The sequence below is a fragment of the Streptomyces sp. NPDC007971 genome (assembly GCF_042958635.1).
Lineage (GTDB): Bacteria > Actinomycetota > Actinomycetes > Streptomycetales > Streptomycetaceae > Streptomyces.
Genome location: NZ_JBIBJK010000003.1, coordinates 51,174 through 78,115 on the forward strand (window position 1 = coordinate 51,174; position 26,942 = coordinate 78,115).

Annotated in this window: 22 protein-coding genes and 2 pseudogenes; 15 read left to right on the forward strand and 9 right to left on the reverse strand. The window is 70.2% G+C overall.

Translation table 11 applies throughout. The features are described 5' to 3' along the window. Nucleotides 1-292: 292 nt before the first annotated feature. Both ACFZCP_RS07020 and ACFZCP_RS07025 read left to right on the forward strand, forming a co-directional pair. Nucleotides 293-2,101: a protein kinase gene (locus ACFZCP_RS07020; protein WP_391424811.1), complete on the forward strand. Its 1,809-nt coding sequence runs from the start codon at nt 293-295 to the stop codon at nt 2,099-2,101. Between the two features lie 227 nt (nt 2,102-2,328). Further along, nucleotides 2,329-4,269: an FHA domain-containing protein gene (locus ACFZCP_RS07025; protein WP_391424813.1), complete on the forward strand. Its 1,941-nt coding sequence runs from the start codon at nt 2,329-2,331 to the stop codon at nt 4,267-4,269. Nucleotides 4,270-4,700: 431 nt separating this feature from the next. Here the strand turns inward: ACFZCP_RS07025 and ACFZCP_RS07030 are convergent, their stop codons facing one another. The 3 genes from ACFZCP_RS07030 to ACFZCP_RS07040 all read right to left on the reverse strand — a co-directional run bounded on the left by ACFZCP_RS07030 (nt 4,701) and on the right by ACFZCP_RS07040 (nt 6,957). Further along, nucleotides 4,701-5,129, reverse strand: a complete 429-nt coding sequence (locus tag ACFZCP_RS07030; protein ID WP_362684170.1) for an ATP-binding protein — start codon at nt 5,127-5,129, stop codon at nt 4,701-4,703. A 429-nt stretch (nt 5,130-5,558) separates the two neighbouring features. Continuing rightward, nucleotides 5,559-6,329, reverse strand: coding sequence for a zf-HC2 domain-containing protein (locus ACFZCP_RS07035; protein ID WP_391424815.1), 771 nt, complete (start codon nt 6,327-6,329; stop codon nt 5,559-5,561). Nucleotides 6,330-6,354: 25 nt separating this feature from the next. After that, nucleotides 6,355-6,957, reverse strand: a complete 603-nt coding sequence (locus ACFZCP_RS07040; protein WP_362684164.1) for a sigma-70 family RNA polymerase sigma factor — start codon at nt 6,955-6,957, stop codon at nt 6,355-6,357. Nucleotides 6,958-7,543: 586 nt separating this feature from the next. Here ACFZCP_RS07040 and ACFZCP_RS07045 point away from each other — a divergent pair. Genes ACFZCP_RS07045 through ACFZCP_RS07055 form a run of 3 tightly spaced genes read left to right on the forward strand, consistent with a single transcriptional unit; the run spans nt 7,544 to nt 9,308 of the window. Next, the gene (locus ACFZCP_RS07045; RefSeq protein WP_391424817.1) at nt 7,544-7,840 is read left to right on the forward strand and encodes a plastocyanin/azurin family copper-binding protein; all 297 of its coding nucleotides are present in this window, start codon (nt 7,544-7,546) and stop codon (nt 7,838-7,840) included. Then, nucleotides 7,837-8,856, forward strand: a complete 1,020-nt coding sequence (locus ACFZCP_RS07050) for a metallophosphoesterase (RefSeq protein WP_391424819.1) — start codon at nt 7,837-7,839, stop codon at nt 8,854-8,856. Before ACFZCP_RS07045 ends, ACFZCP_RS07050 begins: the two co-directional genes overlap by 4 nt. Next, nucleotides 8,853-9,308 carry a hypothetical protein gene (locus tag ACFZCP_RS07055; RefSeq protein ID WP_391424821.1) on the forward strand — a complete coding sequence of 152 codons (456 nt, stop codon included), beginning with the start codon at nt 8,853-8,855 and terminating at the stop codon, nt 9,306-9,308. The genes ACFZCP_RS07050 and ACFZCP_RS07055 overlap by 4 nt, the downstream gene beginning before the upstream one ends. Before the next feature lie 233 nt (nt 9,309-9,541). On the opposite strand, the gene ACFZCP_RS07060 is transcribed toward ACFZCP_RS07055, so the two are convergent. From ACFZCP_RS07060 to ACFZCP_RS07070, 3 genes are all read right to left on the reverse strand, one after another. After that, nucleotides 9,542-9,853 carry a hypothetical protein gene (locus ACFZCP_RS07060; protein WP_391424823.1) on the reverse strand — a complete coding sequence of 104 codons (312 nt, stop codon included), beginning with the start codon at nt 9,851-9,853 and terminating at the stop codon, nt 9,542-9,544. After that, complete coding sequence (locus ACFZCP_RS07065) at nt 9,853-10,332, reverse strand: hypothetical protein (protein ID WP_391424825.1); 480 nt, start codon at nt 10,330-10,332, stop codon at nt 9,853-9,855. Before ACFZCP_RS07065 ends, ACFZCP_RS07060 begins: the two co-directional genes overlap by 1 nt. Nucleotides 10,333-11,099: 767 nt before the next feature. Next, nucleotides 11,100-11,567, reverse strand: coding sequence for a ricin-type beta-trefoil lectin domain protein (locus tag ACFZCP_RS07070; protein ID WP_391424827.1), 468 nt, complete (start codon nt 11,565-11,567; stop codon nt 11,100-11,102). A gap of 152 nt (nt 11,568-11,719) precedes the next feature. Here ACFZCP_RS07070 and ACFZCP_RS07075 point away from each other — a divergent pair, with 152 nt between their 5' ends. Then, nucleotides 11,720-15,499, forward strand: a complete 3,780-nt coding sequence (locus ACFZCP_RS07075; RefSeq protein ID WP_391424829.1) for a hypothetical protein — start codon at nt 11,720-11,722, stop codon at nt 15,497-15,499. A gap of 675 nt (nt 15,500-16,174) precedes the next feature. After that, a complete protein-coding gene (locus ACFZCP_RS07080) occupies nt 16,175-16,792 on the forward strand; it encodes a prolyl oligopeptidase family serine peptidase (RefSeq protein ID WP_391424830.1) in 618 nt (205 codons plus the stop codon). Nucleotides 16,793-16,830: 38 nt separating this feature from the next. On the opposite strand, the gene ACFZCP_RS07085 is transcribed toward ACFZCP_RS07080, so the two are convergent. Further along, nucleotides 16,831-17,496: an NAD(P)-dependent oxidoreductase gene (locus ACFZCP_RS07085; protein WP_391424832.1), complete on the reverse strand. Its 666-nt coding sequence runs from the start codon at nt 17,494-17,496 to the stop codon at nt 16,831-16,833. A gap of 24 nt (nt 17,497-17,520) precedes the next feature. Between ACFZCP_RS07085 and ACFZCP_RS07090 the strand changes: the two genes are divergently transcribed. Then, nucleotides 17,521-17,673 carry a hypothetical protein gene (locus tag ACFZCP_RS07090; RefSeq protein WP_391424834.1) on the forward strand — a complete coding sequence of 51 codons (153 nt, stop codon included), beginning with the start codon at nt 17,521-17,523 and terminating at the stop codon, nt 17,671-17,673. Nucleotides 17,674-17,733: 60 nt separating this feature from the next. On the opposite strand, the gene ACFZCP_RS07095 is transcribed toward ACFZCP_RS07090, so the two are convergent. Further along, complete coding sequence (locus tag ACFZCP_RS07095; RefSeq protein WP_391424836.1) at nt 17,734-18,399, reverse strand: TetR/AcrR family transcriptional regulator C-terminal domain-containing protein; 666 nt, start codon at nt 18,397-18,399, stop codon at nt 17,734-17,736. 128 nt (nt 18,400-18,527) lie between these two features. Here ACFZCP_RS07095 and ACFZCP_RS07100 point away from each other — a divergent pair, with 128 nt between their 5' ends. Further along, a complete protein-coding gene (locus ACFZCP_RS07100) occupies nt 18,528-19,559 on the forward strand; it encodes a zinc-binding dehydrogenase (protein ID WP_391424837.1) in 1,032 nt (343 codons plus the stop codon). A 93-nt stretch (nt 19,560-19,652) separates the two neighbouring features. After that, the gene (locus tag ACFZCP_RS07105) at nt 19,653-20,333 is read left to right on the forward strand and encodes a methyltransferase domain-containing protein (protein WP_391424840.1); all 681 of its coding nucleotides are present in this window, start codon (nt 19,653-19,655) and stop codon (nt 20,331-20,333) included. A gap of 163 nt (nt 20,334-20,496) precedes the next feature. Here the strand turns inward: ACFZCP_RS07105 and ACFZCP_RS07110 are convergent, their stop codons facing one another. After that, nucleotides 20,497-21,393 (reverse strand): phosphorothioated DNA-binding restriction endonuclease, encoded by an 897-nt coding sequence (locus tag ACFZCP_RS07110; RefSeq protein ID WP_391424842.1) that lies wholly within the window; start codon nt 21,391-21,393, stop codon nt 20,497-20,499. Between the two features lie 619 nt (nt 21,394-22,012). Between ACFZCP_RS07110 and ACFZCP_RS07115 the strand changes: the two genes are divergently transcribed. From ACFZCP_RS07115 to ACFZCP_RS07135, 5 genes and pseudogenes are all read left to right on the forward strand, one after another. Then, the gene (locus tag ACFZCP_RS07115; protein WP_391424844.1) at nt 22,013-22,606 is read left to right on the forward strand and encodes an ALF repeat-containing protein; all 594 of its coding nucleotides are present in this window, start codon (nt 22,013-22,015) and stop codon (nt 22,604-22,606) included. Between the two features lie 642 nt (nt 22,607-23,248). Further along, nucleotides 23,249-25,027 carry a protein kinase gene (locus ACFZCP_RS07120; protein ID WP_391424846.1) on the forward strand — a complete coding sequence of 593 codons (1,779 nt, stop codon included), beginning with the start codon at nt 23,249-23,251 and terminating at the stop codon, nt 25,025-25,027. Between the two features lie 525 nt (nt 25,028-25,552). Then, a pseudogene (locus ACFZCP_RS07125) lies at nt 25,553-26,220 on the forward strand (7-cyano-7-deazaguanine synthase). Between the two features lie 4 nt (nt 26,221-26,224). After that, nucleotides 26,225-26,452 (forward strand): annotated as a pseudogene (locus ACFZCP_RS07130) (6-pyruvoyl tetrahydropterin synthase family protein); the annotation flags it as partial. Nucleotides 26,453-26,516: 64 nt separating this feature from the next. Beyond that, a complete protein-coding gene (locus tag ACFZCP_RS07135; RefSeq protein WP_391425484.1) occupies nt 26,517-26,858 on the forward strand; it encodes a TetR/AcrR family transcriptional regulator C-terminal domain-containing protein in 342 nt (113 codons plus the stop codon). Nucleotides 26,859-26,942 lie beyond the last annotated feature (84 nt).

The window sequence follows — 26,942 nt, forward strand, 5'->3', positions numbered from 1 at the left end:
GCCAGTCGGGTGCCGGCCACGGGAACCCTCGTGCCCCTGTCGGCGCTGGTGCTGGGCGGCCTCACTTCACGAAGGTCAGGGTTTTATCATTCTGTCCGGGAGCTGTGTCCTTCGTGGTCGGCGGCGCGGTGCGTCGCCGCTCCTTCCGCACCGAACGCCGGGGCGGTGGGTGAAGTCTGGCGGGACGTCCGGCCGTGGCCGAACCGAAAGGACCCTGCCCCGGCAGGCCATGGACCGGACGGGGGCGTCGCCACTCCTCGGCCGTTCGCAAAGGACAGGGAGTGCAGCCCTCATGCCACAACAGAACACGGCGTCGCCGGACGCGGGTGCCGAACGGCTGGTCGCCGGCCGTTACCGCTTGCTGTCCGTTCTCGGCGAGGGTGGTATGGGCACCGTGTGGCGCGCACGCGATGAGGCACTGCACCGCGAGGTCGCCGTCAAGGAGGTACGCGCTCCCGCCGGGCTGGCCGCGGAGCGGGTCGAGCGGATGTACACCCGCTTGGAGCGGGAGGCCTGGGCGGCGGCGCGCATCAGCGCTCGCGGTGTCGTGACCGTCCACGACGTCGCCACCGACGACGGCCGGCCGTGGATCATCATGGAGTTCGTCCGCGGCCGGTCGCTGGCCGACGTCATCGGCTCCCAGGGTGCCCTCACGCCGCGGGAGGCCGCGCGCATAGGTGCCGAGGTCCTGGCCGCGCTGCGCGCGGCCCATGGCGCCGGAGTGCTGCACCGCGATGTGAAACCCGCCAACGTGCTGCTCGCCGACGACGGCAGGGTGGTGCTCACCGACTTCGGCATCGCCACCGTGGAGGGGGAGTCCGCGCTGACGATGACCGGCGAGGTCGTCGGCTCTCCCGAGTACCTGGCGCCGGAGCGGGCCCTGGGGCAGACCCCCGGTCCCGCCTCGGACCTGTGGTCCCTCGGAGCGCTGATCTACGCGGCTGTCCAGGGCCGTTCGCCCTTTCGCCGGACCACCCCTCTGGCCACTCTGCGCGCCGTCGTCGACGAGGAGCTGCCGCCGCCGCATCGGGCCGGACCCCTCGCGTCCGTCATCGAAGGCCTGATGCGCAAGGACCCCACCGACCGGATGCCGGCCGAACAGGCTGAGCAGGAGCTGCGTCTGGCTGGTGCCGAGGGCACCTCCGGTGCCGACATGGCCGGGTCCTCAGCGCTGCTCCCCGCAGCGGCCACCGAAGAACTGCCCACCGTTGTGTCCCCGTTCGCGGGAGGCGCACCTGCTGAGGCCGGTGCACCGGCTGTCTCGGGGGCATCGACTGTCCCGCAAGACGCCACGCACGCCTGGGACATCACGGCGACAGTCGACGCCCCCACAGCAGAGGCCCCTACAGCAGAGGCACTCACAGCAGAGGCACTCACAGTGGAGGCACCCGCAGCAGAGGCACCCACGCCAACGGCTCCTACGGCTGCGGGCACCGCCGAGTTGCCCACCGTATCGGCCGGCCCGGCCTCCTCGGGGCCCGTACCCACGGCCGATACCGCGGTGCTCGCCGCGTCGACGGCGCTCGATCCCGACGGCGCCGACGCGTCAGGCCGCGGCCCCACGCGGCGGAGCCGGCGCACCTGGTACCTGACCGCGGCGGGAGCAGTCGTGCTCGCGCTGCTCGTCGGCGGGCTGGGCTATGTGCTCGGCGGCGACGGAGACGGCCGTGAGGCCACCGGCTCGCCCACGGGGCACGCGCAGCGCGCCGCCTCCGGTGCGGCGAGCAGCGGACCGAGCGGCACCGCCGGGCAACCCGTTTCGGTTGCCGTGACGGGGGGTGCGACCACGTACGTCGGAGACTGCCCCCCACAGGACGCGCAGGCTCCCTGGTTCACCGCGACCTTCACGGTGCCCAAGTTGCCCTTCCAGTTCTCGTACCGGTGGGTCTCGACGAACGGAACCGTGATCGACCGACAGTGGCGGACGCTGGCGTTCCCGGAGGGCGGCCCCCACTCCCACCAGGAGACGGTACGGCTGTCGACGTACGCGCGGAGCGGAACGCTCCGCAGCCAGATGGCCGTGGAGATCCGCTCACCGTTCGAGGCGGTGTCCAACGCGGTGCCGTTCTCGGTGACATGCGTCTCGACGACGGACGGCTGACCAACCGGGTATTCAGGCGACGCCGCGCTGCCCTGCGGCACCGTCCATCCGCCATACTTAAACCCGTACGAGTTGGACCACTGTCGGACCGACTCGGACATCGCCGGTCAAGTGAGCCCTGCTGGATCGGAGTTCTGTGGGAGTGCCCTACGGCTCCCACCCCGTAGCGGATCAGCCGCAGGGTGCGGTTGATCCGGCCGCACCCGAGACTTTCGCAAGGAGTTTCTGTGTCGTCGGTCATCGTGGGTCGCACGGGTCCCTTTGCCGGTCAGAGCGTGGTTCTGGGCAGCGCTCCGCTCCGGTTCGGACGCAAGAGCGACAACGACGTCGTCATCGTCAGCGTGAGCGCATCCCGCCTGCACACCGAGATCGTGGCGGAGGACGGCAAGTTCGTCCTCTACGACCGCAGCAAGAACGGAACCTTCGTCAACGACGGGCGCGTCACCCGTCACGTGCTCGCGCCCGGCGACTCCATACGCATCGGCGACGAGACCTTCCTGTTCGAGACGCAGGAGGCCCTGGAGACGGTCATCGACCTCTCCCAGCTCGACCTGCCCCGCGCCGACGCCTCGGCGAACCCGGGCGAGCTGCGGGTCACGGTGACCGGAGGAGGCCCGGTCGGCCTCGCCTTCGCCCTGTTGCTGGAGAACGCCCTGCCGGGGCGGGCGTCCATCACCGTCTACGACGGTCGCTGGGCCAGGAACGGCTCCACCGTGGTCTGGAAGGACGAGAGCCAGGGCAACGTCCGCCGCCAGCAGGTCGTCACCGTCCAGAGCCGTCAGTATCTCGCGCTCACCGAGGAGATGCAGTCGGCCCTGTTCGACGCGGGCGGATACTCCGAGATGTGGCCCCTGGGACCGGACTCCGTGGAGGGCCGCCCGCCCCGCAACATCCGGATCGCCTACATCGAGGACAAGCTGCTGGAGCTGGCCAACACCAAGACCTCGATCCGCCTGGTGCCGAAGCGATTCGACCCGTCGGAGCAGCAGCACCGGCTCTCCCAGGAACACGTCCTCGTCATCGGCGAGGGCGGCCGGTCGCGCACCCGAGAGCACTTCGGTGACCGTTTCGGCGCGGCCGACTCCTCGATCTACTCCCTCGACGGGGAGCACCTTCAGGACCTGGTGCTGGGGCTGCGGGTCAAGTCCCGGCTCACGGACCCCATGAGCGTCCTGCTGACCGTGGCGCAGAACCGGTTCCTGCTCAACTCGCTGCGTGGCGAGGGGTTCCTCAACATGAGGCTGACCCGGGAGGAGGCCCGCAGCGTGATCGGCATCGACCCGGTCAGGCAGGTCTTCGAGGAGTGCATCGCGGCTCGGCCCTGCCTGATGAGCCGCCAGGAGGACAACGAGTTCGTCTGCCCGACCCATGGGACCCTGTTCCTGCCCGCCCTGCTGCGCAGCTCGCCGTTGTGGAAGCGGATCGAGGAGGGCCTGAAGCTGTTCGGCGTCGCCGAGGACGATCTCAGCGCCATCACCTCGTTCAGGCTGGACATGGTGCAGCGCCCCCGGTTCACGGCCCAGCTCACCCGTCCCACCGCCACCAGCCCCGGGACGTACGGCTTCCTGCTGGGCGACGCCGCCAACGCCATCCACTTCTGGCCCGGACGCGGCCTCAACAGTGGTCTCGCCTCGGCCGTTTCCCTCTCGCGCTCCCTCAGCCGGGTCTGGCAGGGCCGCCAGCTGCGCGACGCCGACTTCATCCGGCACGAGGCGGCGATGTCCATGCTCCAGTACCGGCACAAGAGCCGGGCCTGGAACGCCATGGTCACCACCGACGAACGAGGCGTGACCCGCGCCATCAAGGACATCATCGCCGACAGCATGGAAGGGGACCGGGTCGTCGCCGGACCCGACGCCGAGCGGTCCGATCTGGACGACCTCCTCGACCGCATGGGCGCGATCCGCGAGCGCCTCGCGCCTCGCCTGCCCGGGATGCCCAAGGACGCGGAACTGCGCAGCCATCTGTCCACCCTCGCTCCGTCGACCCTGCGGACCCTGCAAGAGAGCGGCGCCTGGGACACACTGATCGTCGGTGGCGAGGAGGCCGACATCGACATCTTCTACCAGTCGGACGCCCCGGTCTTCGTCGGCCGTCCCGTCGATCCGCGCATCGTCGGCCAGGCGGCAGGACCGCGACAGCCGAGGGCGCTCGGCCCAGCGTCGTAGGGGTGCTCCGCTCCTGACGCCGAAGGTTCACATCCCGTCCCGAGCAGAAGAAGGGGCCCGGTACAGCCGGGCCCCTTCCGTGATCCGCCGTGCTCCTGCCCCTGGCCCACCCGTCGCCCTGCCCGCACCAGCCGCGGTCGGCCCGCATCAGGCCGGTCACCCGGAGGGCGGCAGTCCGGCAGGGTCCCAGGCGTCAGGCGTCCGGGGCTTCTTTCCTCTCCTCCGGTGGTCCTCGACCAGCACCCGGGAACTCCGGTGCCGACTCCGTGCGGACTTCGAGGAGGCGACATCTGCGACCGCTCGTACAGCGACCTCGCAACATCGCGATCGGCCGCGCCGTTCAAGCCTGCCTCGGCTTGCGAGGCGGAGAAGTTCCTGTCCTGCGCCCGTGCCGGCCGCTTCGCCCGTGCCGGCCGTTACGCCCGGGCCGGTCATGCCGAGCACTTCAGGCAGGCGCGGACTTCGCGGCCGCTGCGCGTCTGGTGGATCTCGGTCGACTGCGCGAGGTACTGGACGATGCCGGTGCCGCGGCCGTGTTCGTCCGGGTCGATGTCGGGGCGAGGGCGCTCCACGGCCATACCGGAGTCACTGACCACTATGTGCAAGGTGCTGTGGTCGAGGACGAGCAGCAGGGTCATGCGCTCGCGGCCGTACAGGGCTGCGTTGGCGGCCAGTTCGTCGACGATGAGAACGGCGGAGTCCCGTTCACTCGCGGGAATGCTCCAGGTCTCCAGCAGATCGGCCGCGAAGTGACGAGCGGCGGAGACGTGCGCCATCTGCGCAGGAAGGGTGAGCAGCGCCTGGTGGCTGCAGTGCCGGGAGGGCAGAGCGGTCAGGCGGGGGGAATCGGTCACAGACATGGTCTTCTGGCTCCTCTGTGGAGGTGCGGAGACCGGAGTGCGGGGTCCGCCAAAGACTTCGAGGGGCGCTCGGTACGCCGGATCCTGCACGGGAGCGCTCATTCGGTTCCACGGATGCCGCATGCCGAACGGTTCGAGTTGTTCGCGCCTTTGCTCAACTTCTCGCGGGTCACGCCGATGCCGATGGCCGGGCCGGGCTCACTCGCCCCCTGCAGAGCCCGATGCCGTATCCGGCGAGCCGGGCATCGGCAGCTCGGCCCCCACAGCCGTGGTCCCCTTGACGGGCCGGAGGGGGCGTGCGCCGTAGAGCCGGACGAACGTCCGGCCGCGCTCGCGCTCGGCCCGCTCGCGGTGGCCTGGAGCAGCGTGAGGCGTCGGTCGGACACGCCAGGTGCCCGCCCGACGCCGCGTCGGCTGGGCTTCCCGCCCTCACGCCTGCATCGTGACCAGTTTCTGACCGTTGCCCGCGAGGATCTCGAAGTGCTCGATGGCACCCGGTGACATGGCAACCGCTCCTGGGACCGTGGTGCCGCGAGGGTACTCGCCTGCCCGCCACGTAGCGCCGTCGGCCCTGGTCCCGCCGGGTCCGACCGCCTGCAGCCGGCACGTGATCCCGGCGGGCGCCCCCTTGGCGGAGACCTGCAGGACACTGCCCCAGGCAGAGGGCGAGACCTTCACCGAGGCGGAGACGCCGGTGGCGGGATTGCTTCCGGAGAAGGTGCGCCAGGCGGTCGGCGCGGTCGGTCCGGGCTGCGTCGCCTGACTGCCCACCGATCCGACGGCCGCCAGCCATGTGCCGCCGGCCGCTGCCGCGATGAACATCAGGGAGGCGGCGGCGCCGGCCAGTTGCAGACGCCAGGTCCGGCGGCGCCGGGCCGCGGCCTGCCTGAGCAGCCTCTCCAGCACACCCACCTGAGGCTCGGCAGGCTGTGCGGGCGAGGAGCCCTGAGCGCTCTCGGTTGCCCGTGCCACCAGCTGGTCGGCCAGGTCCTCGTCGGCCGCCGGCAGCGTCCGGCCGGCAGCTTCGGCTTCGGTCACCGTCGCCAGCAACGCGGGCAGTCCCGCGAGCTGGGCGTGTTCCGCCCGGCACTCGGCGCATCCCGCGAGGTGGGCCTCCACCTGCTCCCTTTCCGCCGGGGGCAGCGTGCCCAGGACGTATCCTCCCAGCGCCAGCTGGAGGGCGTCGTGCTCCGCACTCATGGTCGCCACCTCCTGCACGGCACGGTCATGGCTCGATGCCCCGTTCCCGCAGCGCCAGCCGCAGTGCGTGCAGGGCGTAGTACGTCCTCGACTTCACCGTGCCCAGCGGGATGCCCAGCACCTGTGCCGCCTCCGACATGGTCCGGCCCCGGTAGTAGGTCTCCAGCAGGACCGCGCGGTGGTCGGGCGACAGCGTCCGGACGGCGTCGGCCACCGCCCAGCTCTGCAGAGCCTGCTCGATCTCGTCCTTGCCCTGTGTCTGCTCCGCCGCTCGCTCCAGCGCCTCGCCACCGGCCTCGGCTGGCCGGGCCCGCCGGGCCCGGTGAGCGTCGATGACCAGATGCCGGGCGACCGTGCACAGCCATGCCCGGGCCGGGCCGCGTGCCGGGTCGAACGCGGCGGGATGCTGCCATGCGCGCAGCAGCGTCTCCTGTACGACATCCTCGGCCCATTGCCAGTCTCCTGAGGTCAGTCGCAGCACGTAGTGAAACAGGGGTCCTGCGTGCTCCGCATACAGAGTGCGCAGCAGTTCCTCGTCCGCGTTCGAAAGGGTCCCTTTACCAGAGACACGGTCCGCGGAGCGATTCGGACCGGTCCTTGGGTCACGTTTTCGGGAACTCCATGGCATAAGACGATCATCGCTCATATGTATTGCTTTGTCGTGTAACGCACGGCGTGGTGCAGATGACGCTCTGCGAGCACTGCGGGTGGAGCACGGGGTGACCGGCCGGCCTGTCAGGGGATGACTGGCTGACCTGCGGTGATCTTCAAAAAACATTCGGAAAAGGTGCATATCTTCCGAACCGAACGCCTCCCGTCGCCCGTGAAGCCAGACAGGAGCCGACTGGAAGGCATTCCTCTTCCGGAGTCGCTCGGCCGTGACGCGGCATCCATCACACCCCTCCGCGGTTGCACGCGCCCAGTCGGCACCTTCCGCATCCCTGACTGATCGATGAGGAACGAACACCATGTACCTGAACTTTCGTGCACCGGGCCGGCGATCACGCGGCGCGGCCGGGCTTGCCGTCGCCACCGCCGGCGCGTTGGGGCTCCTGAGCTCGTGCGGCCAGGCGTCGCATTCCTCGTCCACGGGGGCCGACGCCATCAAACCCGGTCCGGGCCAGCACCAGGTGGCCGGGATGCCGGGTTCCGCCGGACCGGGGAACACCGCAGGCTCCGCCGGTGCATCACCAATGCCCAGCATGAGCATGCCCATGAGTCCCTCGCCCGCGGGCGCGCAGGCCGCGCCGGTGACCGGGGACGCTGTGGCGATCAAGAACTTCGCGTTCTCCCCGGCCACGCTCAAGGTCGCAGTGGGGACGAAGGTGACGTGGACCAATCAGGACACCGACGCCCACACCGTCACCAGCGCCGGATCGGGCGGCCCGCTGCATTCGGCGGCCCTGAACACCCACGCAACCTACAGCTACACGTTCACCAAGCCCGGCACCTACTCCTACCTCTGCACCATCCATCCGTTCATGACTGCCACCGTGGAGGTGACCCGATGACCGGCTACCACGACAGCCACGACGGTGCACCGGCCGGCGATGCCGAGCCGCTCGCCACCGAGCACGGCATGACCCGGCGCCAACTTCTCCGTCACGCAGGATGGTTCGGCGGCGCCGTGGTGCTGACCGTGGCCAGTGGAGAGGTGATCAGCCACATCGCCGACGCCCGGGAGATCGACTCCGGGACCGCCGAATCCGGGATCGCCCCCGCCGGCGCCGCAGCAGCGGAAAACGGCGCGCTGCGGTTCGTACAGGTCTCCGACAGCCACATCGGGTTCCAGGGCCCGGCGAACATGGACGTGACCGGCTCGTTCAACGAAGCGATCAACCAGGTCAACTCGCTCGGATTCAGACCCGACTTCGTCATGCACAGCGGCGACCTGACCCACCTGTCCACGGTCGGACAGTTCGACCAGGTCAAGCAGATGCTGAGAGGTATGCAGACAGACCGTGTCTTCACCGTGCCGGGCGAGCACGACTCCATCGGCGATGCGGGCCGTGCCTACCGGCAGACCTTCGGCATGGGCACGCTCGGCGACGGCTGGTACAGCTTCGACACCCATGGCGTGCACTTCATCGCCCTGGTCAACACGCTGAGTCTGGAGAAGCTCGGCCATCTCGGCAACGACCAGATCGACTTCGTCCGCAAGGACGTCGCCGGACTGTCCTCGGACACCCCCATCGTGGTGTTCAGCCACATTCCGCTGTTCGCCATGTACCCGCAGTGGGGCTGGAGCACCGATGACGCCCTCAAGGTCATCGCCCTCCTGCGCCGCTTCTCCTCGGTCACCTGTCTCAATGGGCACGTCCACCAGCTGTTCACCAAGACAGAGGGCAACATCACCTTTCACTCCGCCACCACCACCGCCTACCCCCTGCCCAAGCCGGGCCGTGCCCCCGCGCCCACTCCGCAGGTCGTCCCCGCCCGGCAGCTCAAGGACGCACTCGGTATCCGCACGGTCGGCTACCGCCGAGGCGATCGCGAACTGGCCGTCAAGGATCGGAGGCTGGCATGAACACCCGAAGACTGCTCGCCCCCACCCTGCGATCGGCGAGCGCCGCCACCCTCGCCGCCGGCGGCTACATCCATGCCCAGCTCTACGTCGACGAGTATCGCTTCATCCACGTCATCGGCCCCCTGTTCCTGCTCCAGGCCAGCGCTTCCTTCGCCCTCGCCGCCCTGCTGCTGGGGGGAACGCCGCCCCTGCTGCTGAGGGCCGGCGCAGCCGCCGTCACGCTCGGCGCCCTCGCCGGATTCGCCGCCTCGCGCACCGTGGGCGTGTTCGGATTCACCGAACACGGCCTGCAGCCCACCCCACAAGCCGCCCTCAGCCTCCTCGCCGAGACCGGCACCCTGCTGCTCCTTGCGATGTGGCAGACGACCGTAACAAGACAACACCGCGCGGCCCGACCACCCGTCAGGACACCCGCCCGGGACCGGGTCACCACCCGTACACCACCCGGCTGAGGGCGTTGCCGACTGCCTCGGCCTTTCCTCCGTCCGGCCGAGCGAGGGCGACTGGGTCCGATGGGACGGGACAGCGTCTCCTGCCGGAAGATCCCGGCAGCCGGTCAGCTGAGCCCGTCCTGGTCTCGGGTCCCTGACTCGCAAGGCATCGGCAGACGTAACCCGGGCATCCCGGGTACGAGAGTCCGGAACGGTCGGGGAGGCGGGTCCTCAGCGGGCGTGGGGCGGCTGGCTCAAGCGCCCGTCGCCCAGCGCACTGCGGCGACCACTCCGAGCAGCAGAGCCGGCCCCACCCACCACCAGCGCATGACCGGGCGCACCGGCGGCAGTGCCCACACGACCGCCGCCGCACCGGCCGTCCCGATGGTCAGGACGCACGACAGGACGATGCCCGCATCCGCGTCGTCGTCCCATGGCCCGGAGGGGCGGATGCTGAGGGCTGTCCAGCAGAAGTACGCGGCCATGAGGGTGAGAAGGACCAAAGGCACGGCGAGGACCAGGAGGAGGCAGCCGCGGTCGTCGTCCACGCGGGAAGGATCGTCCATCAGCGCAGAGCACTCCTTGCGTCGTTCAGGTGGTTCATGAAGCCACTCCCGTAGGCCTGGGCGTGGCTGCTCCGCCAGTACGGGCCGCCGTTGTAACGCGAGGCGAGCTCCTGGTACTGAGCCGGCGTCGTTTCTTCCGCCGGCACCTGGGCGAACTCGCTCTCCGCCTTGAGCTGCGCCAGGTACTCGGAGGCGATGAAGATGTTCTGCGCGGGATCCTGGAGAGACTCTTCCACCATGCTGCGCTGTTGGTCGGTGAGGTGGTCGGGATCGTAGCCCAGGACCTCGGCACCCCGCCTCACCTGGATGGCGATGGGGCCCATCGACGTGTTGTCGGGATCGCCGCCGAGACGCCATGGCAGGCTTTCGGGCGCGATCGGACTGAGCGGCGAGTCGGCCTGTTCACGGATCGTGTCGGTGATGTCGTCGAGGATGCCCGGCTGTCCACCGATCTCCTGCCGGGCGATACCCGCGACCATGTCCGGCGGAAGTCCGGAGTTGTGTGCGGCCGCCTTGATGATCTCCCTGTTCGCAGCGATCCATTCGGTTCGCTCCTGGGCGTTGCCGGGCGGGTTCCAGTAACTGTCCTTCGCACCAAGTCCGGACGGCCCTCCTGGAGGAAACCGGCTATCTCGATCAGCAGGTTCGCGTTGCCGTTGAGCGAGTCAGCCTCTGCCACCAGCTTTCCGGCGGGCGCGAGGCCTCCGCGGCCGTCGGCCGGTACCTGATCGATCTGCATGCCCGCCGACCGGCGCGCCAGGGCGTGGGCCTTCAACCGGGCCCACTCCTCGTCGAACGACAATCCGCTCCCCCTCGTGACTGCCGCCTGCTTCGAACAGCTAGTCGATCAAGTCATGGGGGAGTGTTTCACGGAAACCGGACCATCTCTTGGCCAAGAGGTCGCCTGGACCTGAGCCTGCACCTGGCCTGGATCTGGACCTGGGCCTGATGCCTCGTCCGAGTGACTGCGGGCCGTTCTGATCCGGCCTCATCCGCAGTGCGCCAGTCTTCTGCCTGTCGGGCATTCCTTCTGTCCGGACGAAGTCGTGGAGGCGTGGGTTGGCCTGTCCGGACGAAGTCGTGGAGGCGTGGGTTGGCTCGGGCCGTGGTGCGCGAACTATGTGAGTACCCGGCGCCGATGAGCGAGCCGTCCGACCCGGACGGCTGCGCGAGTCGACCAGGGAGACCGGGGCCCCAGGTGACCGTGGCCCGGCCCGGCACCTCAGGTGCCGGGCCGGGCCACCGTTCAGAAGTCCCAGCTCTGGCTCAGCGCGCCGTTGCAGCTCCAGCTCACCAGGAGCTGGCCGTTCTCCGGCCGGCCGCCCAGGATGTCGAGGCACTTTCCGTTCATCCGGCTACGGATCTCGTTGCCGATGCGGAACCATTTCTGGTTACTGCCACCGTCGCAGTCCCACATGCTCACCGATCCCTGGTCGCCCTGATTGAAAGCGTAGATCTCCAGACACTTTCCGTTCAGGCCGGAGCGGATCTGCTCGCCGTCCCAGCGCCACTGCTGGTTGGTGTTGCCGGTACAGTCCCACGTCACGGTGGAGGCGCCGTTCTCCTGGTGGAACATGAAGATGTCGGCGCACTTTCCGTTCAGGTTGGATTTGAGCAGCGGGGCCGCGGCGTATGCCGGCGGCGCCGCCAGGGCACCGCCGACGGCGAGTGCGACGGCCGCCAGCAGCGGCATCAGCCGCTTCGCAGTTTTCATGCTTTCCCTCCCGATGGCCAGTGGTGCGCGGTTGCGCTGGCCACATACCTAGCTGCCGAGGGTTGTCCGGCGCCGGGACTTGGACGCCGGACATCAACAGCCGGACAATGACCATGCATCGCGGCTGCGGAAATGCTGCAGAAAGGAACGCCATGCCACGCGGCGAACGTCCGCTCGACCCGGACACCGGTCCGCTGACACGGTTCGCGGCCGACCTGCGAAAGCTGCGCGAGGCGGCGGGACGGCCGCCCTATCGGGCACTGGCCCAAAAGGCGCACTATTCGTCCACGACCCTGTCGGACGCCGCAGCCGGGCGCGCGTTTCCGAGCCTGGGTGTCACGCTCGCCTATGTCGAGGCGTGCCAGGGCGACCGCCGCGCATGGGAATCCCGGTGGCACGCGGTCGCCGCCGAGATCGCCGCGGGCCCACAGGGTGACGAACCCGGGGAAGCCGGCCAGAAGACCACGCCGTACGTCGGGCTGGCGGCGTTCCAGCCGGAGGACGCCGACCGCTTCTTCGGCCGCGACCGGCTGAGCGGCGAGGTGCTCGCGAAGGTGCGGGAGCGCCGGTTCCTGGCGGTCTTCGGGCCGTCCGGATCGGGTAAGTCCTCACTGTTACGGGCAGGGCTCGTTGCCCGGGCGCGGGCATCGGGGTGGCCGGTGATGCTCTTCACTCCGGGGCTCCACCCCGTGGAGGAGTGCGCGATCCGCCTGGCCGCGGTGACGGGAGAGGCCCCCGGCACGCTGATCGCCGAGCTGCGCGACGATCCCGCCACGCTGCACCTGCGGATCCGGCAGGCCACGATCGACCGCACACCGGACATCGACACACTGATCGTGGTCGACCAGTTCGAGGAGGTCTTCACCCTCTGCCGGGACCGGGACGAACGGGACGCGTTCATCGCCCTGCTGATCGCCGCCACCACCGCGACGGCCGCCCGGACCCGCGTGGTACTCGGCGTGCGCGCCGATTTCTACGGCCACTGCGTCCAGGACCCCCTGCTGGCCGAGGCGATGCGCGACGCGCAGTTCGCGGTCGGCCCGATGAGCAGCCAGGAACTCCGTGAGGCCATCACCGGGCCGGCCAAGCTCGCCGGCTGCACGGTGACCGGCCCGCTGCTGGCCGCCGTGGTCGGGGACGCGACCGGTCAGCCGGGCGCGTTGCCACTGGTCTCGCACGCGATGGTCGAGACCTGGCGCCGCCGCAGCGGCAGCCGCCTGACCCTGGAGGGGTACCTGGCGGCCGGCGGAATCCAGCACGCGCTCGCGCAGACCGCGGAGACCGCCTACCGGGCGTTGTCCCCGGCGCAGCAGAACCTCGCCAGATCGCTGTTTCTCCGGCTGACCGCGCTCGGCGACGGCACGGGGGACACCAGGCGCCGGATCACCCGGGACGAGCTGGACCCGGGCCCCGACACCGTCCTCGTGCTCGAATCCCTCGCCCGGCAACGGCTGGTGACACTGGACGAGGAGTGCGTCGAGATCACCCACGAGGCGATCATCCGATGCTGGCCGAGGCTGCGCGGCTGGCTGGCCGAAGACCGGGAGCAGATACTCCTGCACCGGCGGCTCACCGACGCGAGCGCCGACTGGGAGGCACAGGACCGCGACCCGCACGCCCTGTACCGGGGTGCCCGGCTTGCCGCGGCACTGGACCTGGCCGCTGCGGACGGCAGCCGGCTGACGTCCAGGGAACGGTGCTTCCTCGACGCCAGCAGGGACGGGCAGGCCGGCGAGTTGGCGGCGGCCAGACGGCGGACGGTCCGCCTGCGGCAGCTGGTCGCCCTTCTCACCGTGCTGGTGGTCGTCGCGGTCACTGCGGGTGGGCTGGCCGTCGGCTCGCGCAACTCGGCCATCCAGCAGCGCAACGTGGCCATCGCGCGCAAGGCCGCCGCGGACGCGGCCGAGATACGCAAGCAGAACCCCGCGCTCGCCGCGCAGCTGAACCTGGCCGCGTACCGGCTGGCGGCCACCGACGACGTCCGCGATCAGCTGATGAGCGCGTTCGCGACGCCGTACACGAGCTGGCTCACCGGCCATACCTCGGACGTGGTCTCGATCTCTTTCGCCCCCAGGAGCACGGTCCTGGCCACCGCGAGCTGGGACCGCACGGTCCGGCTGTGGGACGTCAAGGACGCCCACCACCCCGCCCAGCTGGCGCTCCTGCACCAGCCCTGGCGGATGCTGGCGGTCGCGTTCGGGCAGGGCGGCCGCGTCCTGGCGACCGTGAGCGAACGATCGGTACGGCTGTGGGACGTGACGAACCGTCGAGCGCCCGTCGAGCTGAGCACCCTGCCGCCTCAGCAGGCCGCGCCGACGTGGGTGGCGTACCGGCCCGACGGCGACGTCATCGCCACCGGCCACACCGACGGCGCGACGCGGCTGTGGAACGTGAAGGATCCCCGGCATCCGAGGCCGCTGGCCACCCTCCACGGCCACACCGGCGCGGTCACCTCGGTGACGTTCAGTCCGGACGGCCGCACGCTGGCGTCCACCGGCGACACCACCGCCAGGCTCTGGGACGTCAGCGACCCCGCGCATCCGCGCCACCTCGACGTGCTGCGCGGACACACCGACACGGTGACCTCGGCGGCGTTCAGCCCCGACGGCCGGAGCGTGGCGACCGGCAGCTGGGATCACACCGCACGGATCTGGCACATCGGCAACGGCCCGCGGGCACGGCCACCGGCCGTCCTGGCCGGCCATTCCGCGATCGTCTGGTCGGTGGCGTTCAGCCCCGACGGCCGGACACTCGTCTCGGTCGGCGGGTCCGAACTGTTCTGGGACGTCACCGACCCGGCGCACCCGAAGCGCGTCAGCACGGTTCCCGGTGGGGCCTACCAAGCCGCGTTCAGCCCGGACAGCCGCCTGTTCGCCAACTCCGACCGGCTGCTGGACCTTCGCGACCTGTCGCTCGCAACCCACGACGACGTGGTCACGTCCCTGGCGTTCGCCCCCGGAGGCCACCTGCTCGCCAGCGCCGGCTGGGACGGCACCGCCCGCCTGTGGCAGGTCACCGGCGGCCGGGCGCTGTGGCCGCTGGCAGTCCTGCGCGGGCACACCAAGTTCGTCCGGTCCGTGGCGTTCAGCCCGGACGGGCGCACCCTCGTCACGGCCAGCGAGGACACCACCGTCCGCATCTGGGACGTGACCGATCCACACAGACCGCGGCTCACGTCGGTCCTCACCCCCGGTGCCGGCGAGGTCGCCGGGGCCGGCTTCGGCCCGGACGGCCGTCTGCTGGCCGTGTGGGCGCACCGTGCGGCCGGACTGTGGGACCTGACCGATCCCGGCCGTCCCCGGCCGCTCGGCCGGATCGCCGAGGGCGGGCCGGACGTCACGATGGCGTCGTTCCGGCCGGACGGCCGCACGCTGGTGACGAGCACCGGCGAGTCCGGCTCGCTGCGGTTCTGGGACATCAGCGACCCGCGCAGCCCGAGGGAACGTGCGTCCCCGTTCCGATCCGAGCCGCTGACCAACGGCATGTTCAGCCCGGACAACCGGACCCTGGCGGCCTTCCAGCGGACGGACAAGACGGTCTGGCTGATCGACATCAGCGACCTCGGCCGCCCGGTGGAGGTGACACAGCTACAGGCGTCCGGCTCCTGGCTCTACGCACTGGCCTTCTCCGCGGACGGCCGACGACTCGCAGCCGGCGCCGGGGACGGCAAGGCCCTGCTGTGGGACGTGAGCGGTGCGGCGGCGCCCTACGCGCTGACCGGCCACTCGAGCGCGGTACCGGCCGTGGCGTTCGGCCCGCACGGCGACACCCTGGCCACCGGAGGCAACGACTTCACGATCCGGCTGTGGGACACCGGCCTCGACAGGGTCGTCGCCCGCATCTGCGACAGCGCGTACCCGCGGATCACCAGGACCGAATGGGCGCGGTACTTCCCGGCGGTCGACTTCGACCCACCCTGCCCCTCCACATGACATCCCTCGCCGCCCGTCCCGACCGCAACACCCGGGCAGCGGTCCGGTGCCGTGGACGTGATGGCGCAGGACGGTGCCCTCCACCTCGACGGTGTGGACTGCCGTGGTCAGAGGGCCGGCGACAGGTGGGACCATCTCGGCTTCCGATCTTGAAGTTTGTTCGGTGAACACCCTCAAGCTGCGCGAGCAGGACGGAAGTTCGGACCTGCTTGTATGGCGTGGATCACCTTACGGCCGGGGGCCGCGCGAGTGGACGGCAGCCCCGTCCTGGCCGTGCAGGTCATCGACGACGTGCTGGTCGGCACGCGCGGCAGCGCCGACAAGGCGCCCGCGTCCGCATCGGACTGCTCCGCATCGGACTGCTCCGCACCGGGCTGCTCCGCATCGGGCCGATTCGCGTCGAGGTGATCCGGCGCGGTCGTCGCCCCTTGCGCGAAGGAGGGGGCGACGACCGTCCGAGGGAGAGTCCGCGCTTCGCCTCACCTGTTCGCGTGATGGCCAGGTGCTCCCTGGGGTGATGACCTGGGGGCAACCTCGCGGCTGAGGGCCGGTGGCGGCGTCCGCGGGCGGAAGGAGCGGAGGTCGGCCGTGGGCGATGGGCGGGACACAGGACTCGATGGCGGGGTTGGGTCCTCTGGGGCACACCTGATCGTGCTGCCCGGTGGTGGTTATGCGGTGCACGCGGAGCACGAAGCGGAGCCGATCGCCGATTGGCTCTCCGGGCTGGGGCTGTCGGCCGGCGTCTTCCGGTATCCGCTGAACGTGCGGCATCCCGCACCCCTTGCGGCGTTGCGGGCCGAGATCCGGCGTCGGCGCGAGCAGGGGGCCGACCGCATCGGAGTGGTCGGGTTCTCGGCCGGCGGGCACCTGGCCGGGCTGGCGGCCCTGGCACCGGGCAACGACCCGCGCGAGTCGGTCCAGTTCGCCGTCCTCGGCTACGCGATCACGTCGATGGAGACCGAGACGTACCGGCCGTCGCGGATGATCCTCCTGGGCGAGGACGCCTCGCCGGAACTGCGCCGCGCAACGTCACTCGATGCACTGGTGACCGCGGCGTCGCCGCCCTTCTTTCTCTGGCAAACCGCCGAGGACATCTACGTCCCGCCCGAGCACACCTACCGCCTCGCCGCGGCCCTGGCCGCGCACGACGTCCCGCACACCGTGCACGTGTACGCCCACGGCCCCCACAGCCTCGGACTCGCGCAGGGCGTCGGCGACGCGGACACGTGGACGACGTTCGCAGCGTCCTGGATCGCCGAACAACTCCGCCCGCGGCCCCACTCCGCCCCGTGACCGGACTGCTTCTCCGCAACTCATCGGCGCGGCCCACGTCACGTGCTTTCCGTTGTCCACGCTCGACCGTCCTTGTGCAGGGTTGTGGTGAGGCGTGCGAGTCCTTGTGGTCCGTAGCCGTCAGCGACTGCGCGGTCGATGACGGTCTTCGCAGCGGTGAGTACCCCCACATCGATTCCATGGGTCGCAGAGGTGTTGATGACGTGCGTGATGCCTGACGCCGCGGAAGCGATCGTGGATCGGTCTCCGGGGCAGTCGTCGGCCTGGATCTGCTGGGCGAAACGGGTGATCATCTCAGGTAGGAGTCCGCCGATTCCGGTGGCGAATGCCGCGAACTGCTCCGGTGCGATGCCCTCGGCCGAGGAGAGGGCGAAGGCGTGCACGATCCCGTTCACCGAGGTGGCGAAGAGGTCCGGCAGGGCAACGTCGTAGGCAGATGCCCGGCCGTGATCGTCACCGAGATACGTCGCGGTGCCGCCGATGGCAGCCAACGTTGCTGCGACGACGTCGTAGACCTCACTGGCACCGCTGTACAGGACGGCGGCGGAGGGGGTGCCGACCGCGGGGGTCGGGGTCAGGATCGCGCCGTCCAGGTAGTCGATTCCGCGTGCGGATGCCCGGACCGCCGTCGCGCGGGCCTGGGCCGGTTCACCGCTGGTGAGATTGACCAGATGTCGGCCCTCCCAGCCCTCCGTCGATAGCACGGTGACGGGTGTGAGCTGGAGGTCGTGTTGTCCGGGAGGTGCCCGGAACTCGTCGACGGCCTGGCGCAGGAGCGGGATCGGATCACCGCGGCGATCGACGACCTGGTCGCCGCCCGCGACATCCTCGATTCCCTCGTCGGACGTCCCTTGCAGGTACAGGGCATGTCTTCCCGCTGAGTACCCGTATCGAGATCACCAGGAGCTTCGCGGCGATCCGGTGACGAGTCGAGGGGCGTGTCAACCAGCTGCCTGCTGAAGACCGCCCAGGATCAGATCCAGCCCGAACTCGAACTCGTCGCCGTAGGCGTACCCGGGCCGCATGACGTGAGCGGTCGCGATCTCGGTCAGGTACGGGTACTCGCCGTCGCCGAAACCGCTCATGATGGACTCCGCCAGTTCGGCGGTCTCGTCCGGGGTGTCGAAGGGCAAGGTCTTCTCCTGCAGGGCGAACCCGTAGATGAAGCTGTCGAGGACCGAGACGGCGTGGGCGGTCAGGGCGAGGGAGAGCCCGCCCTGGCGCAGGCAGCCGAGAACGGCGTCGTGATGACGCAGGGTGGCGGGGCCCGGATGGGAGCGTGATTCCATCAGCCCGATCGCCCAGCGGTGGCGGGACAGCACGTGGCGCATGGAGATGGCCCGCTGCCGCATCGCCTGTCGCCAGTCGTCATCGGGCGTGGGCAGGTCGACCTCACCGAAGACCAGGTCGACCATGCCGTCGAGCAGGTCCTCCTTGTTGGCCACGTGGTTGTACAGGGACATGGCCTCGACCCCGACGGCCTCGCCGAGCTTGCGCATGCTGAGCGTCTCCAGGCCGCCGGCGTCGGCGAGTTCGACGGCGGCGCGCAGCACCCGCTCCCGGGTGAGCGTCTCGCGGGCCGGTTGCGGGGCGGTGCGGCGGGTCATGGTGGACGGTCACTTCCTCTCGTGGTCTCCGAGCGTTGACGAGCTTACGCCGTAAGTGCTCTACTTACGGCGTAAGTACTTGCTTACAGCGTAAGTGTGTGTGGTGTCGGAGTCGGGGAGCAGCGACGATGCGGAACAAGAGCGGGGCGATCGCAACCGCCGCCGGGAGCAGGACCATGACGGCCGTCGTGCAGGAGCGGTACGGCGCCGATCCGGAAGCCGTGCTGCGCACGGCGCAGCTCCCTCGGCCCGGCATCGGGCCGGACGAGGTACTGGTGCGGGTGCGCGCCTCCAGCGTGGACCGGGGCACCTGGCACCTGATGGCCGGTCTGCCGTACGCGGTTCGGCCCGTGAGCGGGCTGCGCAGGCCGAAGCTTCCCAACCCCGGCCGCAACATCGCCGGCGTCGTCGAGGCGGTCGGCCCCGAAGTGACCGGCTTCGCACCCGGCGACGAGGTGTACGGCACGGCAGCCGCCGCGTTCGCCGACCACGCCGCCGCCCGTCCCGACAGGATCGCTCCCAAGCCCGCCGGACTCACCTTCGAGGAGGCGGCGACGGTACCCGTCAGCGCGCTCACCGCACTGCAGGCGGTTCGTGACAAGGCCAAGGTCCAGGCGGGCCAGCAGGTCCTGATCACGGGAGCCGCCGGCGGCGTGGGCACCTTCGCCGTCCAGCTCGCCCACGCCCTCGGCGCCCGGGTCACGGCCGTCGCGAGCACTCCCAAGCTCGACGCCGTAAGGGCGCTGGGCGCCGACCACGTGATCGACTACACCCGCGAGGACGTCCTCGCCGGCCCACGGCGCTACGACGCCATCATCGACATCGCGGGCAACCGCGGTCTGCGGGATCTGCGCCGCGCCCTCACGCCCCGCGGCAGACTGGTCATCACCGGCGGTGAGACGAACGGCGCCTGGCTCGGCGGCACCGACCGGCAGCTCCGCGCACAGATGCTGTCCCCGTTCACCAGCCGGCACCTGGGCACCTTCATCTGCTGCGAGCACGCTGACGGGCTGCGCGACCTGACCGCGCTCATCGACGGGGGTGCGCTCAGCCCCGTTGTGCACCGCGTCTACCCGCTCACCGAGACCGCCACAGCTGTCCGGCACCTCCTCGACGGCCGCGTCACGGGCAAAGTCGCGCTCAGCCTGGCCGCGGAGTGACGACGACGTCCGCTGCGACGCTCCCTGGACGCCGTTTTGCCGGACCGGCAACAACAGTGGCATGACCGGGACGCGGTGGGCGACGGTGAGCCCGTGACCGACTACATCGCAGCAGGACCGCCTTCGCCCGACACCCCCTCGCCCGCCGGCGGTTACGTCGGAGACCCCGCCGTGCGTGCGGAATGGGACAACCGGTACGCCGACCGGCAACAGCTGTGGAGCGGCCGACCCAACGGTGCCCTCGTGGCCGAGGTCGCCGGGCTTCCACCCGGGCGGGTGCTCGACGTCGGCTGTGGCGAGGGCGCGGACGCCGTCTGGCTCGCGCGCGGCGGCTGGGACGTGACAGCGCTCGAGGTCTCGGGCGTGGCGCTGGAGCGGGCGGCCCAGCACGCGCGGGACGCCGGCCTCGCCGTTCACTGGGTACACGCCACACTCACTGAGGCGGCGCTCCCGCCGGCCTCCTTCGACCTGGTTTCGGTGCAGTACCCGGCCTTGCTGCGCACCCCCGACTCCGCCGCTGAGCGAGCGCTGCTCGCGGCCGTCGCGCCCGGCGGTGTGCTGCTGCTCGTGCACCACGCGGGGATGGACACCCAGCAGGCGCAGGACAGCGGCTTCGACCCGGCCGACTACGTCTGGCCCTCGATGGTCGCAGATCTGCTCGACGACGACTGGGAGGTCGAGGTGGACGAGCAACGGCCACGCGTGGCACCCGACGGTGGTGCCGGCGCGCACCATACCGACGACCTGGTGCTGCGTGTGCGCCGACTGCGCTGAGACCTCTCGGCTCGCAGCAGGCCCGGCGGCCGGGCAGACTCGACGACCGCTGCACCGACAACGGACCGCGGTCTCTCACATGTCGTGAAGGGGGGTGTCCTGAGCAGGCATGGGTGCCGACGGAGTGCCGACCGGGACACGCCGACATTTCCGGAGCCCGGCGTCAGGCACTGGTGACAGGGCGTGGCTCGCCGTGGAAGACCTGGCGGGCGTGCCATGCGCGGTGGGTGGCCGCCACCGGGCCTGCCCCGGGCTGGGGGCCGACGAGCGGACGGCCCGCGAGCGCTACGACGTGCTCGCGGGCGGCCGGGCTGTGGCCGACGAAGCGCTGTGAGACCAGGACGCGATGACCGTCTCCGACACCGAGGACGCCCTTGTCGAAGAGCTTGTGGTGCAGTGAGCACAGGCACAGCCCGTTCTCGATGTCGTCGGGGCCGCCGAACGCCCACCAACGTACGTGGGCGGCCTCCAGCCCGACCGGCACCGCGCCGATCCTGCCGTCGTAACCGCAGAAGGCGCACCGGTACTCGTAGGCGGTCAGCACCAGCTCCCGCATCCGCCGGTCCCGCTGGCGGCGCGCCGTCGAGAGCTGCCCGGTCTCCGGGGACGCCTCCGGTTCCAGGCCGACGGCTTCGCACAGCTCGCCGTGGAGGGAGGGCGGGAAATGCAGATCGAGGAGCAATCGCGCGATCCTGCCGAGCAGTTGCGGATCGCGCCGCAGAGCCGCCCTCAGGTCCGGCGCGAGCCGCCCCGTGGCACGCGTCTCCCGCAGTTCCCGAATCCCGCTTCCGGGACTGCCGGGCCCGCGATCGGTGTGCACCTCCCATACGCCGTCGCTGACCAGGTGGTGGAAGGGGTAGGCGGGAGTCGTCTTGTTCGGTGGGCCGTACTCGGTCAGCAGTCGCTGCAGGTCCTGCTCCACCATGCTGTATCGCAGGCCGCCCTCCGCATCCGCCTGGAACTGGCCGAGGGCATACAGGAGCAGCAGTGGCTTGTGCGGCGCACGCGTCCCGCTCCTGGTCCACTGCCTCAGGTTCGCGGTCCGCTCCAGCCAGTCCATAGCGGCTGATCGTAGACAGTCCGTCCGGGCGGATGACGAGGGCGGGACTCGAAAGCCCCGCCCACGGCGGCGCATTGAGGGGAGAAGCCGACTGACGAGTCGGCCGCCGCACGGACCTTGGAGCAGGCCAGTGGTGGTCCGTGCGGCGGCGGTACCTGGACCGCGGAGGAGGCGGCCATCGGCCGTACGGTTTCTCCGACGGCGTGGTGCGGAACAGGCGCCCCGGTCGGTGGTGACCATGCCTCCGGGGCCACCAGGGCTCCGCTGTCCTGACCGATACCGCATCGCCGAGTCGCGAGCCGGTGGACCGTGGCACTGCCCGAATTGTGCGGCCGGTGGTAGACGTACCCGTCACCGGGCCAGGCACGGCGCTCGCCGACCCGGCGCGAATCTCCTTGACCGGCTGAGGAGTTCATCGCCACGTGGTCGAGGCCATCATGTGCAGGTACCTCGACCCGGGCATCACCCTCGGATCGCCGAGCGCTTGGCGCCGACGGTCGCCGCGTCGGCAACAAACGCACCGTGAAGACTGCCTGCGTCCGGCAGTGGAATCCGGCCTCTTCCGCGCGAAGATCCTTAACTGACGTACCCGTTCTCGATTCACCAGGAAGGTTCGCACGTGAGACTGACCCGCGCCGCCCTGGCCGTCGCGGCCGCTGCGCTGACGCCGGCACTGTTGATCGCCACCCCCGCGTTCGCCCACGGCTCGGCCGGTGCCCCGACCACCCGCGCGGCGGCCACGGACGGCCCGACCACGCCGGTGGACCAGATGTCCGACGACGAGGTGCGCATCGCGATCATGCGCATCATCGCCGATCCCAGCACGGGCAGGGCGGTCTACGCCGCCGCGCAGAAGGCCATGGACGGCACCATCGAGGACCAGCGGAACTTCCTCAGGACCGGCCGCTCGGCGGCCCAGGCCGAGGACGACAGCGTCGCCGTCTTCCGGATCCTCGCGGCCGCTCGCAAGAACAACGACAAGGCGGTCGTCAGGGAGGCGACCAAGGCTCTGGACGACGGCTCCCCGGCCGCTCTGCGCGCTTTCGTGGTGACCGGCTACCGCCTCGCGCAGGCCGAGGACGACAGCGTGGCCATCTTCCGGATCCTCGCCGATCCGACCACCAGCGCGTCGCTCCGCGCAGCGGCGGAGCGAGCCCTCGACGTCGGCACACCGGAGGCGCTGAGGTACTTCCTGGAGCACCGCCCCCACTAGGACCTGCCCGGGCTCGGTCTTCGCCCGTCCGCACCGTCAAAGTGCTGCGGAGCTACCTCTGTGACCGTGGAACGGCCGTGCTCGGCGACGGGCGTGCTCGGCGGCGGGCGGCGGGCGGCGGGCGGCGTGCGGCGGAAGCGGGACGGCCTGGCGCTGCCGGCCGGCCGAGGTCCGAACGGAAGGGCGGCGGCCCCGTGACGGCACAGACGACGACCTCGCGGGCCACCAGGGTCACCATGTACCGGGGCCGGGTCGCGTACGGCGGGATGTCCAAGCGTCACGTACTGGAGAAAGCGTCACTGTATTTTCCTTGAGCCTCGGGTCAGCGACCGCCTCCGCCGTCTCCTCCACCTCTGCCTCCTCCGCGCCCCGGCGTCATCGTCGTCACCGGCGAACTGATCCGGTGGATCCCCTTCGCGCGGTGCCTCCGTGTCTTCCTGCCGCCGTGGTGGGCCGTGACCGGAACCGTGACGCACTTCCTCGCGTACCGCACGCTGATCAGCGGACTGCTCTCGCGCGGCAGAGGAACGGCGATGTCCCGGTCGCCTGCGGCCCCGTAGGCCGCGTCGCCCGACGCAGCGGGAACGCTGGGCCGAGGGAGGCCCGCGCAGGGTGTCGGCAGCGCCGATTATGCTCCCGTCCATGAGCGATGCGGGCAGCGACAACAGCGGCAGACGGGTTGTCGACGGGCGGTTCGAGCTGGAGAAACGGCTCGGCGGTGGCGGCATGGGCACGGTCTGGCGGGCCCGGGACCTGGTGCTGCAGCGGAGCGTGGCCGTCAAAGAGGTCCGGCCGTCCGATCCGGACCTCGCCGAGTACGACCCGGAAGCCGCGCGGATGCTCCGGGAGCGGGTCCTGCGGGAGGCTCGCGCCCTGGCCCGGGTCGACCACCCCAACGTGGTGACGATCCACCACATCGTGGACGCCGGCCCGGGGACCTACCCCTGGATCGTCATGGAACTCGTCACCGGCGGTTCCCTGGCCGATCGTCTCGCCCGCGGACCGATGGAACCCCGGCAAGCGGCGCTGATCGGACGCGAGGTGCTGGCCGCCCTGCGCGCGGCGCACGAGGTCGGCATCCAGCACCGAGACGTGAAGCCGGCCAACGTTCTCCTGCGTCCCGACGGCCGCCCGGTGCTGACCGACTTCGGTATCGCGGCGATCCGGGAGTCGACCGCCCTCACGGCCACCGGGTCGATCATCGGCACTCCCGACTACATGGCACCGGAACGCGTCTCGGGCCACGACGGCGGCCCTTCCTCGGACCTGTGGTCCCTGGGAATGATGCTCTACGCGGCTGTGGAGGGCCATCACCCGCTGCGCCGGAACACGACGCTCGCGACGCTGGCGGCCGTCCTGAGCGAAGAGATCCCGCCACCGGTCCGGGCAGGCGCGCTGAGGGACGTCCTGGCCCGGGTCCTCGTCCGCGACCCTGCGGCCCGGCCCGGCGCCGCAGAGCTGGAGCGGATGCTGGACGCCGTGTCCCGCGAAGCCGCGACACCCACCTCGTACCAACTGCACCCCCCGCTCGGCGGACCGCCTCCCGTGAACGAGCCGCAGACGCCTGCCGCACCGGCCGGCGGCCCCGCTCCGGCGATGCCCGCGATACCGGCTGCCGGCAGCACGGCGGCGACGGACGGTTTCGGTCCGGCACCCTCGATGTTCCCGGGACCTTACGACATGCGCCCCGGGCACACCGTGGCACCGGGCCCCCACGACGCGCGGCCCGGGTCCACGACCGTGGCAGTACACCAGAGCCGCCGGCGCTGGATGTGGGCCGGTGTGCCCGTCGCCGGAGTGGCGCTCGCCGGCACTCTCCTGTGGACGCTGCTGCCGGACGGAGGCACCCACGCGTCCGGCGGGTCCGGCCCCTCGCAGTCCGCCGATGCCACCACCGGGGGAGCGCCATCGGGTGGATCGGCCCCCGTGTCGGCCTCGCCGGCCGGGAAGGAACGGACCGGCAAGACCGACCTGCTGACACCGGTCGGCATCCGCGCCGCCGTCGCGGCGTTCAAGAAGGAGACCGGCCGCAACCGCTTCGGAGGCCTGACGGTCTATCCGGACTACGTCACCGCCGATCTGATGGTGAACGGCAGCGACACCAAGTACGACACGTACACGTACCGTCCCGGGCAGGCCGTCGAGAAGGGCATCATCAGCTCGACGCTGTTCAACGGCGACAAACCCGTCACCCTCGACGGCTTCGACTGGGACGCGGTGCCGGCCCTGCTGCGCGACGGTGAGAAGAAGCTGAACGTCGATCACGTGACCACGCGCTACCTCGTCCTGCTCCTGGCGGACAACGACTTCGGCACGCCCGTCGGAATGGCCGTGTACCTCAGCAATGCCTACAGCCAACTCGGTTACCTCCAGGCGGATTCCAAGGGCAAGGTGGTGAAGGTGATGCCCTACGAGGAGTGAGGGCGGCCGTTGCCGCGCACGCCACGTCGGCGCCCCTACGGGGTGCGGACGAATCGGCTCGTCTCCTTGAACGGGCGTCGCGGCGGATCCACTGGAGCAACGTCGGCGAGTAGCTCACCTGTAACCGTGCCGCGGTGGGATCGGAGATCGTCTCGGCGGCCGCCCACCTCGTGACTCCGGTCATGCCGAGGCGATCTGCACGCCCAAGCGGGTGGAGAACCCTGCCCGCAGCCGTCCCGCGCAGGGCAGGGTCATGCGCTCGTCCAGACCTTCGTCCCGTACCCCTGAACGCCATGCGGGTCTCTTGAATGCCGTCCGGGTCGCACGAGCCGAGGCGGAGCGCAGGGACCCTGCCGCCGTGTCCGGTCCCGTCCGGCTCCCCGCCACCCCTGGTACTGGTCATCGCTCGTCTACGGGCGTAGGTCGATCGACAGATCCGCCGTATATCCAGCGGTGCAAGTCTCTTCGAAGCAATGACCGGGTTTACCGAAAACCCGGTTGACGAAGCGACCTCAGGAACAAGTGATGCCCAAGACGGTTGTGCTTTTTTCCGGCGGGGTGGAGTCGACCGTGGTGGCCCACCAGTTGAGTCGGGCGGGTCACGAACTCCGGCTGCTGGCCATCGACTACGGGCAGCGGCACCGGCGCGAGCACGAGTCCGCCCGGATCATCGCGGACGGACTCGGGGCAGAGCTCCGTGTGATCGACATTCGACAGGTGGGCGGGCTGCTGCCCGGCAATTCGCTGACCGACAACACGGTCGACGTGCGGACTACGACCCCGCCGTCCGCGGACGTGAATTCGTGGTTCCCAACCGCAACGCCGTCCTGCTCTCCATCGCCTTCGCGGTGGCAGTCGTCGAGCAGGCGGATCAGGTCGCCATCGGCTCCATAGCCGGTGACGCCCAGACCGGCGACTGCACCAGGGAATTTCTCGTGGCCTTCAACGTCATGGAACGAGTGGCCACCGCGGAATTCGCACCGGCCGGCCTGTCCGTGGTGGCTCCCCTGATCGACATGCAGAAGTCCGACGTCATCCGCCTCGGGGAATCCCTCGGGGTCCGCTGGCAGGAGACGTGGAGCTGCTTCCGAGGAGGCGAGACGCAGTGTGGCACCTGCGCCACCTGCTACGACCGCCGGACCGCTTTCGCCAAAGCGGGAGTGATGGACCCCACCGAGTATGCAAGGGACTGAATGAATGCTGCGCATCACCAAGGACTTCCAGTTCTCCGCGAGCCACCGGCTTGACCACCTTCCCGAAGACCACCAGTGCGCGCGCCTTCACGGTCACAACTACACCGTTCAGCTGGAACTCTCCGTGCAGTCGCATGATGAACTCACGCCGGCCGGATTCGTGCGGGACTACGGTGAACTCGCGGACTTCAAGAAGTGGTTGGACGCGGAACTCGACCACCGCCACCTCAACGACGTGATCAGCGGCAGGAATCTCCCAGCCGGCGGAATTTCTCCGTCAGTTCGCGGAAAATATCCTGGAGTTCGTCAGGGGGACGGATCAGGTCGCCTTCACCCGGCTGGTCGTCGCCGAGTCCCGCAGGCTTCCCTGGGTCGCCGAGCAGTTCTACCGCCTGGGCAAGGCGCCCCTGGTGGAGACGTTCACCGCCTGCCTGCGCGACATGTCGCAGAACGGCGTCCTCTCCTGCCCGAGTCCGGAACTGGCGGCACACCAGTTCGTGGGACTTCTGCAGGAGTTCGTCATCTGGCCGCATGTCATGTCGATCGGACCGGACGCAAGAAGCCTCCCGTCCGACGAACTCGTCATGGAGGAGGCTGTCGCGATGTTCTTAAGCCGCTACTCGCCCGACAGACGGTAGGCGCGTGCCGGGACGGGCAAGGTCACTCGGGCGGTGAGGAAGTCCGGCGAGCTTCCGTTCGACGACGAGGGGGAGTGGGGGGCG

Bases quoted from the DNA above. Each gene is read 5' to 3' on its own strand.
- ACFZCP_RS07045 (WP_391424817.1), top strand. From the start codon at position 7,544: ATGAGTCCCTCGCCCGCGGGCGCGCAGGCCGCGCCGGTGACCGGGGAC.
- ACFZCP_RS07065 (WP_391424825.1), bottom strand. From the start codon at position 10,332: ATGGTCGCGGGTATCGCCCGGCAGGAGATCGGTGGACAGCCGGGCATC.
- ACFZCP_RS07040 (WP_362684164.1), bottom strand. From the start codon at position 6,957: ATGCCATGGAGTTCCCGAAAACGTGACCCAAGGACCGGTCCGAATCGC.
- ACFZCP_RS07095 (WP_391424836.1), bottom strand. From the start codon at position 18,399: ATGACCCGCCGCACCGCCCCGCAACCGGCCCGCGAGACGCTCACCCGG.
- ACFZCP_RS07075 (WP_391424829.1), top strand. From the start codon at position 11,720: ATGCCACGCGGCGAACGTCCGCTCGACCCGGACACCGGTCCGCTGACA.
- ACFZCP_RS07055 (WP_391424821.1), top strand. From the start codon at position 8,853: ATGAACACCCGAAGACTGCTCGCCCCCACCCTGCGATCGGCGAGCGCC.
- ACFZCP_RS07030 (WP_362684170.1), bottom strand. From the start codon at position 5,129: ATGTCTGTGACCGATTCCCCCCGCCTGACCGCTCTGCCCTCCCGGCAC.
- ACFZCP_RS07100 (WP_391424837.1), top strand. From the start codon at position 18,528: ATGCGGAACAAGAGCGGGGCGATCGCAACCGCCGCCGGGAGCAGGACC.
- ACFZCP_RS07110 (WP_391424842.1), bottom strand. From the start codon at position 21,393: ATGGACTGGCTGGAGCGGACCGCGAACCTGAGGCAGTGGACCAGGAGC.
- ACFZCP_RS07070 (WP_391424827.1), bottom strand. From the start codon at position 11,567: ATGAAAACTGCGAAGCGGCTGATGCCGCTGCTGGCGGCCGTCGCACTC.
- ACFZCP_RS07020 (WP_391424811.1), top strand. From the start codon at position 293: ATGCCACAACAGAACACGGCGTCGCCGGACGCGGGTGCCGAACGGCTG.
- ACFZCP_RS07060 (WP_391424823.1), bottom strand. From the start codon at position 9,853: ATGGACGATCCTTCCCGCGTGGACGACGACCGCGGCTGCCTCCTCCTG.
- ACFZCP_RS07120 (WP_391424846.1), top strand. From the start codon at position 23,249: ATGAGCGATGCGGGCAGCGACAACAGCGGCAGACGGGTTGTCGACGGG.
- ACFZCP_RS07035 (WP_391424815.1), bottom strand. From the start codon at position 6,329: ATGAGTGCGGAGCACGACGCCCTCCAGCTGGCGCTGGGAGGATACGTC.
- ACFZCP_RS07050 (WP_391424819.1), top strand. From the start codon at position 7,837: ATGACCGGCTACCACGACAGCCACGACGGTGCACCGGCCGGCGATGCC.